Annotated in this window: 10 protein-coding genes, 1 tRNA gene and 1 riboswitch; of the genes, 8 read left to right on the forward strand and 3 right to left on the reverse strand. The window is 39.9% G+C overall.

Features of this window, described 5'->3' with window-relative positions; all coding sequences use genetic code 11:
* Positions 1-45: 45 nt before the first annotated feature.
* On the forward strand, positions 46-951 hold the full coding sequence (locus C9J48_RS15215; protein WP_006233599.1) for a DMT family transporter: 906 nt from the start codon (positions 46-48) through the stop codon (positions 949-951).
* A gap of 49 nt (positions 952-1,000) precedes the next feature.
* Here C9J48_RS15215 and C9J48_RS15220 read toward each other — a convergent pair whose 3' ends face one another.
* Positions 1,001-1,336 (reverse strand): hypothetical protein, encoded by a 336-nt coding sequence (locus tag C9J48_RS15220; protein WP_006233600.1) that lies wholly within the window; start codon positions 1,334-1,336, stop codon positions 1,001-1,003.
* Positions 1,337-1,543: 207 nt separating this feature from the next.
* Between C9J48_RS15220 and C9J48_RS15225 the strand changes: the two genes are divergently transcribed.
* A tRNA-Ser gene (locus C9J48_RS15225) sits at positions 1,544-1,634 on the forward strand.
* A gap of 246 nt (positions 1,635-1,880) precedes the next feature.
* Here the strand turns inward: C9J48_RS15225 and C9J48_RS15230 are convergent.
* The gene (locus C9J48_RS15230) at positions 1,881-4,535 is read right to left on the reverse strand and encodes a M66 family metalloprotease (protein ID WP_006233601.1); all 2,655 of its coding nucleotides are present in this window, start codon (positions 4,533-4,535) and stop codon (positions 1,881-1,883) included.
* Positions 4,536-4,635: 100 nt separating this feature from the next.
* A riboswitch (cyclic di-GMP riboswitch) is annotated at positions 4,636-4,723 on the reverse strand.
* 424 nt (positions 4,724-5,147) lie between these two features.
* On the reverse strand, positions 5,148-6,044 hold the full coding sequence (locus tag C9J48_RS15235) for a dihydrodipicolinate synthase family protein (RefSeq protein WP_006233602.1): 897 nt from the start codon (positions 6,042-6,044) through the stop codon (positions 5,148-5,150).
* A 369-nt stretch (positions 6,045-6,413) separates the two neighbouring features.
* Here C9J48_RS15235 and C9J48_RS15240 point away from each other — a divergent pair, with 369 nt between their 5' ends.
* The 6 genes from C9J48_RS15240 to C9J48_RS15265 all read left to right on the forward strand — a co-directional run bounded on the left by C9J48_RS15240 (position 6,414) and on the right by C9J48_RS15265 (position 13,068).
* Positions 6,414-7,286: a MurR/RpiR family transcriptional regulator gene (locus C9J48_RS15240; RefSeq protein WP_006233603.1), complete on the forward strand. Its 873-nt coding sequence runs from the start codon at positions 6,414-6,416 to the stop codon at positions 7,284-7,286.
* 594 nt (positions 7,287-7,880) lie between these two features.
* Positions 7,881-8,618 carry an N-acetylmannosamine-6-phosphate 2-epimerase gene (locus tag C9J48_RS15245; RefSeq protein ID WP_006233604.1) on the forward strand — a complete coding sequence of 246 codons (738 nt, stop codon included), beginning with the start codon at positions 7,881-7,883 and terminating at the stop codon, positions 8,616-8,618.
* Positions 8,615-9,493 carry an N-acetylmannosamine kinase gene (locus C9J48_RS15250; protein ID WP_006233605.1) on the forward strand — a complete coding sequence of 293 codons (879 nt, stop codon included), beginning with the start codon at positions 8,615-8,617 and terminating at the stop codon, positions 9,491-9,493. The genes C9J48_RS15245 and C9J48_RS15250 overlap by 4 nt, the downstream gene beginning before the upstream one ends.
* A 104-nt stretch (positions 9,494-9,597) precedes the next feature.
* Positions 9,598-11,085 carry a sodium:solute symporter family protein gene (locus tag C9J48_RS15255; protein ID WP_006233606.1) on the forward strand — a complete coding sequence of 496 codons (1,488 nt, stop codon included), beginning with the start codon at positions 9,598-9,600 and terminating at the stop codon, positions 11,083-11,085.
* Positions 11,086-11,175: 90 nt separating this feature from the next.
* The gene (nanQ, locus tag C9J48_RS15260; protein WP_006233607.1) at positions 11,176-11,667 is read left to right on the forward strand and encodes an N-acetylneuraminate anomerase; all 492 of its coding nucleotides are present in this window, start codon (positions 11,176-11,178) and stop codon (positions 11,665-11,667) included.
* A 432-nt stretch (positions 11,668-12,099) separates the two neighbouring features.
* Positions 12,100-13,068: a sialic acid TRAP transporter substrate-binding protein SiaP gene (locus C9J48_RS15265; protein WP_006233608.1), complete on the forward strand. Its 969-nt coding sequence runs from the start codon at positions 12,100-12,102 to the stop codon at positions 13,066-13,068.
* The last annotated feature ends 13 nt before the right edge of the window (positions 13,069-13,081 follow it).

A 13,081-nucleotide genomic window follows, 5' to 3' on the forward strand; every position in this document is an offset into this window, starting at 1 on the left:
ACCCATTAAAGTAATGGCAAATAAACAAAAAGAACAGAGGTTTTCATGTTAGCTCGCTTTGCACCTTTTATTTTTGTCGTGCTGTGGAGTTCCGGCTTCGTTGGTGCTCGCTTAGGGTTGGATTATGCCGAACCCGCCACATTTTTATTAATGCGTATGTTAGCAAATGTGGCTGTTTTTCTAGTGCTATTGGTGTTACTGCGTGCCCGTTTACCCAGAGGTAAAGATTTGGGGCATTCAATGGTTGCTGGTCTGCTGATTCATGGATTCTATTTAGGGGGCACTTATGAAGGTATTTCGATGGGTATGCCTGCAGGATTATGTGCTTTATTAGTGGGGCTTCAGCCGATTTTAACTGCCGTATTATTAGTGAGTTTCAGTTCAGAGAAGCTGCGTTTATCACAGTGGATTGGTTTGGTCATTGGTTTTATCGGTATCACTTTTGTTTTGCAAGGCAATATGGAATGGCAGCAAGAAGGTCAACGCGAAGCGGCTTATAGTTTTGCAGTGTTGGCACTGATGGGTATTACATTGGGCACCTTGTATCAGAAGAAGTTTTGTCAGGGTGTCGATATGGTTGGTGGAGCAGTGTGGCAATATACTGCGGCTGCTCTGTTGTTCGTACCTATTGCGCTTTCAACTGAAACAATGGTGGTACAGTGGACCACCGAATTTACGTTAACCTTACTATGGCTAGTCTTTGTGTTGTCTGTGGTGGCGATTCTTTTACTGCTGTATATGGTGAAGCATGGCGAGTCGTCGAAAGTCGCATCAACGTTTTATCTTGTACCACCGATGACAGCATTCCAAGCATGGTTGGTATTTGGCGAAAAGTTTGATGGCTACGGCGTGATTGGTTTTATGCTTGCTGCTTGTGCTGTTTTCCTTGTTACACGAAAGCCTAAACGACCGATTGCGGCAGGCTCAACGGCAAAAAGTACTGTGTTGTAAATTAAAGCCAATTTGAAAGACGAGAAAGATAGGTGTATAGGTCAAAGTTCTAATCAAGGCGATTGCTGTTAAAGCTTTGACCAACCTCTGCTTGCTTAGATCGTTTATTGTAAATACAAACCATTGATGAATCGGGGGCGCGTAATCCTGTACTGCTTTTCAGTTTGCCTCTGGCTATCGCCATGCCATAAGACTCTGTGCCGTATGGGTCGATATAGATATGATAACGAGAAAAAGAACGATCAAATTGAATACTGCATTGTGTTCTAACTGCTTGCTCAAATTCTTCCCACGCATCAGAAGAAGAGGCATGCACCGAGAATGACGAAAAAACACCCATAATTAGGGTGAAGAAGAAAAGTGAAGGAAGTGTGTGTATTTTCACGCATATATCTCGTTAATATCCGTATATAGATTTTAGTATCGCATGTTGTCCTAAGAGTGCAATGCCTGATTCAACGGCATTTTTTGATCGTTTTTGTATGTTATTCACCCTGATATAAATTTTTATTACGATACTGCTCAATAACCATCCAGTTAGCATTGTAAGGTATTTACAACCTATTAGGAGGTAGGTATTATTCGCCGCGTTGGAGAGATGGCTGAGTGGTCGAAAGCACCGGTCTTGAAAACCGGCAAGGGTTTATAGCCCTTCTAGGGTTCAAATCCCTATCTCTCCGCCACATTTAGAGAAAGGCGCTGATTTATCAGCGCCTTTTTTGCATCTAGCGTTTGTGGTTAGAGTAATTTGTGCCAAATCCGCCTTACCCAGAGCACTCCGCTACATTCAAAGAAGCCGCTACATTGTTAGCGGCTTTTTTACGTCTGTAGTTTACCAATCCGATAGGGATGCAGAACCCTAAAAAAGAAGAACCACAACTTGAAAGCTGGGTTCTTCAAATAGGCTTACAGATATAACGACTAGATTGTTAATTTATGTCTGAGATATATGTCCAGAATCTGTTATTGGTTTTATTGGTTGGGTAATACCAATAGCGGCCATCACTGCCTAATCCTGAAAGCTTGAATAACTCCTTATCTCCATTGTAAGGATTATCGTATACATACATGTCTCCAATTGTGCCAATTCGGTCGTAATCTCCCCATTGATGATAGGACTTATTCTTGTCATATCCATTTACGGTGTACGACAAAGGTGCTTTAACCGGATCAATTGCTCTTTCAACTAACGCATTCCCTTTACATACAATCGCAGCACTTTGTGGAAGATCTGCTTCAGGTATATTGACATGGAATTTATTCATCGTATTGCTATTGCTGCGCATATCAGAGAGCTTAAAGTTCAACGACTGGCCATTGCTCGTCTCTACCTGCAGCTGACAATTATTGGCAGAAAGGCGTTCATTATCATTGCTGTAAGTAAAGCCATATGAACCATGCAGGGCAGGGTAAATGTAACTAGGTAATATCCCTTTAGGATCGTAATAACCCACAAGAGTGGTAACTGGAATACCAAATGAAGTCGGTACTCTTGCAATCGTAAGATCTGGGGCTTCGTCTTCATTCCAAGTTATACCGTCAGAGATATATGATGTTTTCAATCCATTATAAATAAGAACAGAATCGCCATTAATCTGAAGGTGGCTATTGTAACCTGCTCTATGGTTGATCGTGATAGTACGACCTTTATTACTCTCTGATGCCGTAGGAACATTGATATACTTGGTCCAGTTACCGTTGTACATCCCAATGGTCACTAAGGAGTAATCTTCAAATAAACCCGTTAGATAATCTTCCGATAAATCGTTGATTGACGCATTAACTTGCTCTCCATCCATTACCCTGTGCTGATAGGGTTCCATAGTTTGGGTAACTGGGTCCCATTTTCTAAAACCAGTATCAGAATCTGCTGAAAAAACGATCTTTGACTCAAGATTACGCTGGATATTAGCGGCAGTATAAGGCGTGTAAAGAGTGAAACGATTAACCGCCGACATGGGCGCACCCCCTGCCATGGAATCGGAACCAAATTTTCTACCATCGAAAGGTGCCTGGCATTCGCCATTAAGGCACGCGCTCTGATTGCTTTTCTTCGATGACATGTTCGGTATGAACTTGTTCAGATCTGCATCCCACCCCCAAGTGGAGTTAACGGCATCAGCTTGACGGTGGATCGAACCACTAAACCCACCGGGGTAATGCCCCATGCCGAAGTTGTGTCCAACTTCATGGCTAAATTCATTACCCAAAGAAGAATCTAAAGTGACAATGCCACCACCACCAGAACCTCCGTGAGTCACTACACCGTTCTCATAATTACCACGACTGTTGTGAGCTGCTAGCTGTGACGCTAAATATGGATGTCCACTTTCACCTTCACCAATAGAGCTGTTGATGCCATAGTTGGCGTTATCAATGCCGATAGAAATGAGTTCTTTCCCAATTCGTTGACGCATCGTACCACCATGCCATCCGCCGGTGCTTGGGTCGAAGTCGGTCAGCAAGGTACCGTTCGGCAGCATGACTTCAGGTAAATAAAGTGATTCATATTGGCTAACGGTCATACGGCTAACTGGCACGGTTTGGAAATATTCACGTTGTGCTGAGGTATCTTTCGCAAAGTAAAAAGCATCACGGGGCTCAGTTAACATACCAATATCAATGGTATGGATGAGTAGTTCTGAAGGTGCGCCTACTTTTATGCCGCTTAGCTCACCAGAAAGATCCCCATGAGTGAACTGCATCTTGATGCCAGGTTGAATCCAGTTTGGCGGCAGCTTAAGACTCCACGTGTTATCGGCATAAACTAGCTTATTGTTCTCTAGTTCACCTTCACGAATCCATTGACCATTTAAATGTTTAAATACGAGTGTGTTACCACGGGTAATGGTCGTAGAACGATCACTGTAATGTATATTTGACGAGTACCCAGCCCTTGACGTCACTCTTACGACTTTATCTGTCATTGATGCTGAATTTGGCAGGTAAATATTTCTGGTCCACACGCCATCTGCTGTATTAATCTCAACTAAATTATTGGTTGTTAGTGTTGTTTGAAGAAACGCTGCATTAGGATCACTGAGCTTGGCTATTGTTGCCGCTGAATTAATGACAGTAGAGGCACCTTCAATCGGCTTAAAATCAAGTTCGCCTTCAGGCGCACCATCAATGGCATAAGTAGTTTTAGGTAGTTGGCCAGGAGGGTTAAGGCGCATCGTACCTAGGTTACGACCTTGGTTATCAATTGCAGTAACTCGTAATGGAGTAGCAATATCTAGATCATTTTGCTTGGGTTTAACCATAAGCAATGATGTTCGTTGAGCTGTCAAATAGGGTTGAACATCACCCTCTATTCCATTTTTTGATGGCATGATCTGGCTTTGAGCAAATGATACCGATGCCTCTAAGCTACCTTCTAAATCACTCGGCAAGTCATTGTTATTAAAGATTGTAAAAGCAGAAGGTGCAGTGGTTGACTCTGTCGTTTGCTCTGTAGCATAAACAGCACTAGAGGCTAAAATACTAGCCACTATGCTGGCGATATAGGTGATTTTTAAACGTGAGTGAGTGGATGAAAAGTTGCGTCGTTCCGAGGAAACCAGTGAAGGTGTTTGATGTAACATGTTGTATATCCTTATTCGTTAGGAGTTATTAACGAAAAGGGCTGCAACCAAGCAGGAAAACTATAAACAGTTATGATCCATTCAAAACTGTTGATAAAGCTATGGCGGCTCCGCTGTCATAGGTCTGTGTAACCCTTAAACCGGTAGCTTTGCGTCCTAGCCTTTCGACTAGTTTGCCCTTTACATACTATATGTAAAATTGTGATTTTAAATAAATATTGAGGTATATCTTATGGGTTCTTATCCCAACCATAACGGATGAAACGTTATTCTGCTGCTAGGTGATGAAGTAAAGAGCGATACAACTTAAAATGCAACAAGCGCATAATTATTTTGTATGGTTGCTTCATATCTATAGCCTTGCTCTTTAGTTATATGCTCAAAAAGTATCAATGCATAATAAAAATGCACATTAAGAAGGGGGGATGCTTTGTGGAGGGGATGAACAGGAGGAGTTCAATGATTTAATACTAACCAAAACAAGTACCTGAACGTTTATTCATTCAGTTACTGTGATGTTATTTTAACGTTCTCTACTATTTATGAACAGAATAAAAAAGCCCATTAGTGTTTAACTAACAGGCATTTATAGTTATTAAGAGTCTTGTATTATTAGCGTTTAATAAAGTCTGCGTCGCGCATTTTATTGATTACATCTTGTTTTTGTTCAAGCGTTAAGGCTTTTAGTGGAAGGCGAGGGTCACCAGCATCAATATCATGTAATGCCATTGCTGCTTTACCTGCTGCTACGCCACCATATTCAACTAATACTCGTATGAGTGAAATAACATTGTCCATGCCTGTAATAACGTCTGCATGTTTGCCGTTATGAAAATCTTCAATAATTTGATTAAAGTGCGGAGCAGCATAGTTGTACGTACTGCCTACTGCGCCGATGGCACCAATAGCGAGTGCGCCAGGTAAGAATTCATCAACGCCAAATGGAATGTCAAATTTTCCGTCGCAGGCGCGAAGGCAACGTTGGTATTCGTATAAATCACCGCTGTTAAACTTTAAGCCGTATAGGTTTGGAATGCGGTTTTCAGCTTTGATTAAGAACTGCTCCATATCCAGATTTACGCCAGACATACCTGAATGGTAGTAGTAGAAACCTTTTGATGGTGCAGCTGCAGCAACGGCAGCACAGTAGTCGACAAGATCGTCAACACTACCTGGTTTGAAAAAGCATGGACCAATTGCTGAAGTAGCAAAAATATCAAGGGTGTCGGCATGGCGAGTTAATTCAAGCGTATCAACAATACTTAGTGCGCCAGTATGAACGGTGATTTTTAAACGCCCTTGAGATACTTCAGCCCAACGCTCTGCGATTGCTTTGCGTTCTTCTACAGAACAGTGAATACCTTCACCAGTTGTACCGCAAATATAAACACCATTGACGCCATCTTTGATCAAGTGCTCTGCAATTTTATCAATGATCGGCAGGTTAACATTACCTTTCGCATCAAATGGGGTGTGAGGTGCAGCAATCAAGCCAGTAAGCTTTTCCATAGTAGCCCTTATAATAACCAGTGAAGTTAAACTTCAAATTATTTATCTTAAGTGGAGTTGGGGTTATTGTATGGAGTAATATTCCGAGAGGCAATTGACGATTACTGATTTAGACAACCAGAATTTAAAATTGTGACCTTGTCTACAAACCTTATTTTTAGCGGTCTTTTTTGAATGTCTTATTGTTTTTTTCTGCTAATGATCACGGTAAATTTTATGTTTCCAATAATCAATCACTTTTATTAAGAGCGAGATAGCTTCAAGATTGATATTGTTTATTGAATTATATGGAGTTTAGCTTCACATGAAGATGTAAGCGTGTAAAATTACTTTTTAGAATTGAGATAAGCAAAAATAGAGGTAATAAGGATGACAGATCAACAAACACTTCTTAAAGCAGGAAAGGTAATCGACACCTTAGGCAGTCTATACGATAGCTTAACGCCTTCAGCGAAGCGTATATCTGATTACGTACTTGCTCATTCATCTGAAGTTACTAAGTTATCTATTGCGGAGCTATCTCAAGTTGCGAATGTCGGTGAAGCGACGATAATTCGATTTTGCCGTACTCTTGGCTTTAAAGGCTTTCAAGAATTTAAAATGGAGCTAGCAATAGAGCTTTCCAGTTTGAATCAACAAGAAAAATCAATTTTAGATACTGATGTTACCCTTCAAGATGATGCAGAGTTAATTGGGCAGAAATTACATAAAACCATTAATAATGTATTGGCAGAGACATTGAATCTATTGAATTTTGATACGTTGGAAAAAGTAGCAAAACAGATAAAGTCTGCTAAAGCAGTCTACTTTTTTGGGGTAGGGTCTTCGGGCATTACTGCTGAAGATGCAAAGAATAAATTTATGCGTATTGGTTTTAATGTTGATGCGTTAACCAATAATCATTTTATGTATATGAAGGCATCATTATTACAGAAGGGTGATTTAGCCGTCGGCATTAGTCACTCAGGTAGCTCGAAAGAAACGACAAAAGCTCTTCAACTCGCAAAAGATGCGGGTGCCGATACCGTTGCTATTACCCATAACCCTCGCTCGGCTATCACTGAGTTTTCAGATTTTGTATTGGTGAATGGTAATCGACAAGGGAAATTGCAAGGGGATTCGATTGGGACGAAAATATCACAATTGTTTGTTCTTGATCTAGTGTATGCATTACTTGTTAATGAAGATGCGGAAAGTGCTAAAGAAAATAAAATTAAGACGACAAATGCGCTTGAAAGCTAACGAGTAACCTCATGCTGGATGGCTAGCTAACGCTTTGTATCTTTCCACACCCAGATTGGCTAGCTATAACGCTTCTCTGGGTGAGCTCCAACCTCTCTAAACTCCTTTCCTTGATATTCCTTAAAATATTTAATTGCCTTATCGCATTAGTTATCGCATTAGTCATGAACCTACATACTTCTTGTTACTCACTTTTCTGTTCTCTCCTAATGGGTAAAGCGCCCATTTATGCTGAATTTATTTCAATATTTTCTAACATTTACGTTTTTATTATGGAGTTATATTTCATTTATTCTCATGAAGTGACTACCGTTTGGTAAGTAATATGTTTTTATACATGGCGTAACGCTTAACTGATTACCTATGTTACTGACCTTTATATGCACCCCCTTTGTGTTTTTGGAGTCTGGCTCCGCATGTATTTATACGCAATTATAGGTTGAATGGTGAGCTGGATCTTATTTATTACCCCTATGACAATGAAAAATGAGGTAAGGATCGCTGTTTGAATAATTGACTGTTGAAGTAAAACTTCATCGTGATTAAATTGGAGTTAAACTTCATTAGGTTATTGGTTTCGGAGCGGTACGACTTATGATTACCCAATCTAAGGCTTGTCTTAAAGAGAATAAGACACAAGAAAATGCTTTAAAGGCTTTGCAACAAGGATTTGTTGCATCATGTCAGCCTGTTGATGATGGACCTATGGATTCACCAATGATTGTCGCCGCTATGGCGCAAGCTGCTGTAGCGGGTGGTGCTGCTGGTATTCGCATTGAAGGGATTGAGAATGTTAAGGCGGTTCGACCTCATGTAAATGTACCTATTATCGGCATCATTAAACGTGACTTGGAAAACTCAGACGTTCGCATTACCCCTTTTATTGAAGATGTCTATGCACTGAAAGAAGCAGGGGCAGACATTATTGCTATTGATGCTACCCATCGTGCTCGTCCAACGTCGGTTGAAGATTTGATTGATGCTATACATTCTGTTGGGTGCTTAGCAATGGCTGATTGTTCAACGTACGATGAAGGCATGTTCAGCCAAGCGCGAGGCGTTCAAATTATTGGTTCGACCTTATCTGGCTATACTGGTGGGCCTGTTCCTGCAGAACCTGATTTCGATTTAATTACGCGGCTTAAACAAGCAGGCTGTAGGGTTATGGCTGAAGGGCGCTTTAATACCCCTGAGTTAGCAGGCAAGGCCATTGAAGCTGGAGCATTCTGCGTTACAGTTGGTTCGGCGATTACACGTGTAGAGCATATATGCAGTTGGTTCCAAGCGGAAGTTGAACATGCTCATCAGGCACAATCTGAGGCTGTCGCATGAAAACGTGTTTAGCGGTCGATATTGGTGGTACTAAGATTGCCGCGGCTTTGGTTAAAGACAATGTTATCGTTACACGTATTCAAATTTCGACACCCACTTCAAAAGAGGCGAGTGCATTAACCGTAGCGTTAACAGATTTATTAACTCCCCTTGCCCTAGAAGCAGATCATGTTGCTGTTGCATCAACAGGTATTATTAATCACGGAGTATTAACTGCATTAAACCCAGATAATCTTGGTGGTTTAAATCATTTCCCTCTACACCAAGTAATTAGTGAAATAACCCAATTACCAGTTGTTGTTATTAATGATGCACAAGCTGCTGCTTGGTTTGAATATAAAGCACTTAATCAAGCGGTGTCTGATATGGCATTTATTACCGTATCGACTGGCGTTGGGGCAGGTTTTGTTCAGAAAGAAATACTCAATACCGGCGTTAGAGGTATTGCGGGCCATGCTGGCCATATGTTGGCAGATCCGAATGGACCTGTATGTGGTTGTGGTAGAAAAGGTTGCGTAGAAAGTATTGCATCTGGTACCGCAATTGGTGTTGCCGGACAGTCTTTCTTTGGTACTGATTGCGTTGGTGAAACCGTTTATCAGCACCTACTTACTGGCGATAAAAATGCGATTGCCATTGTTGATCGCTCTGCCAGTACGATTGCAAACCTGATTGCCGATCTTACTATCTCACTTGACCTCGAGGTTGTTGTATTAGGGGGGAGTGTTGGGCTGGCATCTGGATATTTAGCAAGGGTTAAAACTTATCTCGAACGGTTACCCAATGTATATGTTCCGGATGTAATTGCTGCAAGCTCTGGCGCTGATGCTGGCCTGCTTGGTGTCGCGTTATGGGCAGAGCAAAACGTTAAATAAAAAGAATTCTGAGTAAGGAATAGGCTAGCTTGCTAGTTATTCCTTACTACATAAAAGATATAACAATTTATCCTTACCTACACTAAACAGAAAGGAGTCTCCGCATGGAAATGCACGCATTTGGGACCTTGAATTACATTGTTCTGCTGGTTTATTTGACTGCAGTTATGCTTGTTGGAGTATATTTTGCTAAACGTCAAAAGTCGGCAGACGATTACTTTAAAGCGGGTGGTCGTATACCTGGCTGGGCTGCAGGTATTAGCGTATTCGCAACAACACTAAGTTCTATTACATTTATGTCTATTCCTGCAAAAGCCTACACGGGGGATTGGACATTTTTAATCGGACAATATGTCGCTATATTAATTCTTCCATTTGTCTTTCTATATTATATTCCGTTTTTTAGAAAGCTAAACCTTACTTCTGCTTACGAATATTTAGAAAAACGCTTTGATGTTAAAATGCGTTTATTCGCCAGTATTTCATTCATGTTGTTTCACATTGGTCGAATTGCAATTATAACGTACTTAACAGCACTTGCACTGATCCCATTTGTTGATATTAATCCACTTACGATTGTATTCTTAATTGGCGTACTGTGTATTGTATATACATTTATGGGTGGAATTGAAGGTGTTATTTGGACTGATGTAATTCAAGGGATTATGCTGTCTTTGGCCGCAATTTTAATTTTCACTGTTATTTGCTTTAATGTCGATGGTGGGGTAACAGAAATATTCAGTATGTCTGCAGAGGCAGATAAATATTTCCCTAAAGAGCAATTTGCTTGGAGCTGGACTGAAGGTACGATTCCTGTTCTTGTTATTGGTTTTTTATTCGCTAGCCTACAACAATTTACCGCGAGTCAAGATGTTGTTCAGCGTTATATTGTGACGGACTCAATTGAAGAAACAAAAAAGGCATTAATCACTAATGCAAAATTAGTTGCATTTATTCCAGTGTTTTTCTTCGCTGTTGGTTCTGCATTATATGCTTATTACACTCAAAACCCTGGCTTATTACCAGATAACTTTAATACGGGTGGAATATTACCGTTCTTTGTCATATCAAAAATGCCGGCTGGGGTTGCAGGTTTAATTATTGCAGCAATATTCGCAGCATCACAATCTAGTATTTCGAGTAGTTTAAATAGTATCTCGGCATGTTTTACATCTGATATTTACCATCGACTTGGCGGAGAAACATCGCCTAAGAAAACAATGTTTGTTGCACGTTCAGTTATTGTTGCTGCGGGTGTCTTTGGTGTTATTGCGTCGACATACTTGATTATGTCGAATGAAAGTGAGCTATGGGATGCATTTAATAGCTTAATTGGTTTGATGGGTGGCCCAATGACGGGCTTGTTTATGTTAGGCGTGTTTGTTAAACGTGCCAATGCTAATAGTGCTTTAGCTGGTGTGGTTGCAAGTGTTATTGCAATCTTGTGGGTACGAGCGGCAACGGATCTTAACTTCTTTTTCTACGGTGTAATTGGAACATTAATGGTCGTGTTTGTTGGTTATATAACAGCACCATTATTTAAACAAAATGCGGTTGAAGATGTGAATAAATCACTTATTGAACAAAATTAATAATAAGTGAATAGGTAGCGCCTCTTCTTTATATTCCCCCTGAAGGCTTAAGTGCTACATGCTTAAGCCTTCTTTTTTGAGAGTAACATAATGATTTTTGGAAATGTTCTATCTTCACAAGACTTTGATTTTCTTCCTAGTGCATTAAAAAAAGCACTTGAGTATGTTCAATCTTCAGAATTGGACAAACTACCATTAGGACGACATAACATTGATGGCGAGTTGATGTTTGCCAATGTGATGGAGTTTGAAACTGGGGTTGCCGAGCAAAAATTAGCTGAAGTACATAAAGAGTATATTGATGTGCAGTTTTTAATATCAGGCTTTGAACGTATTGGTTATGGTTTAGCAAATAAAAGCAACCCGATCGCGACAGAATATGATAGCGAAAATGATTATTACCTTGTCGAGAGTATGAAGCATGAATGTGAGGTGCTGCTTGAGCCGGGAATGTTTGCAATATTCTTCCCTGAGGAACCCCATAAACCAGGATGTCGTTATACTGACGAACAGGTATCAATGACTTGCAATAATTACATGCTAAAAAAGGTGGTAGTTAAAGTTCATCGTTCATTGATTTAATTGTTGTTATTCAGTGCCATCTTTTATAGCATGTAATTAATCAAATCTATGATCGTGACGACTTATTTTTCCGTCTGACATAAAGTTGGGTAACTTAAGTTGTCACATACTACTTTAATAACATCGATAACCTTATCTCTTTTTGTTATATGTATTTATTCTTCATATCTTATTTCATGTTTACGTGTTCGTATATATAACTTATGTTTTATTCTTTATATAAAACATTTAGCGTTATTTTAAATGGGAATTATAAGGGATAGATAGTTTGTGAAATTTATGTTGCTTGTTGTCACATTTCTTAATTAATAGGTTTGAAGAAAACCTTCACAAAGATAATAATTGTGGTGTAAACATTCTTCGACGTGATGGGTAAGATTTAAAATCCAATATTATAATTAATAAATCTAATTAAATATAAAAGGTATAAAGATGAATAACATAAATAAAATCACTCTTTCCTTACTAGCTATGGCGCTGACGACTACTGCTGTACAAGCAGAAACAATACTTAAAATGGGCTTGCAGGCCAATGTTGGCTCGGTTGAGTATGATTCAGCAAAATTATTATCAGACAAAATTTCAGAGCTAAGTGATGGAGAAATGAAGCTCTTATTATACCCAGGTGCACAACTTGGCGATGATCGTGCAATGCTACAACAATTAAGCATGGGGGATCTTGATATTACATTTGCTGAGTTCGGCAGAATGGGGCTATGGATCCCTCGCGCTGAAGCAGTAATGTTGCCTTACGTTGTGAAAAACTATGCTCATATTCAACGTATTTTTAATTCTAAATTCGGTCAAGGTGTGCGTGAAGAAATGCTAACCAATTTTAACTGGCGAGCATTAGATACTTGGTATAACGGTACGCGACAGACCTCTTCAAACCGTCCTTTAAACAGTATTACCGATTTTGAGGGATTAAAGTTACGTGTGCCAAATGCTAAAGCAAACTTGGCATTTGCGAAATATGCAGGTGCATCACCAACACCAATGGCATTTTCAGAAGTTTACTTAGCGTTGCAAACCAATGCCGTTGATGGCCAGGAAAACCCATTACCTACATTTAATACCATGAAGTTTTATGAAGTTCAGCCAAACTTGGCAATGACCAATCATATTGTAAATGATCAAATGGTGTTAATCAGTGAAGATCGTTGGCAGGGTTTAAGTAAAGATCAGCAAGCAACTATCACTGAAGCGGTCAGTATTGCTGGTAAACGACATACGGACTTTGTAAACAATCAAGAGAAAGAACTGATTACATTCTTTAAAACGGAAGGGGTCAATGTTACCTACCCTGATTTAGCACCTTTCCGAGAAGCAATGCTGCCAATTTATAAAGATTTTGATAAGAAAGTAGGCAAGCAGCTAGTTGAAGAGCTAAGCGATATTTAATACCAACATAACC

Origin of the sequence: Photobacterium profundum (assembly GCF_003026285.1) — a bacterium.
Lineage (GTDB): Bacteria > Pseudomonadota > Gammaproteobacteria > Enterobacterales > Vibrionaceae > Photobacterium > Photobacterium profundum.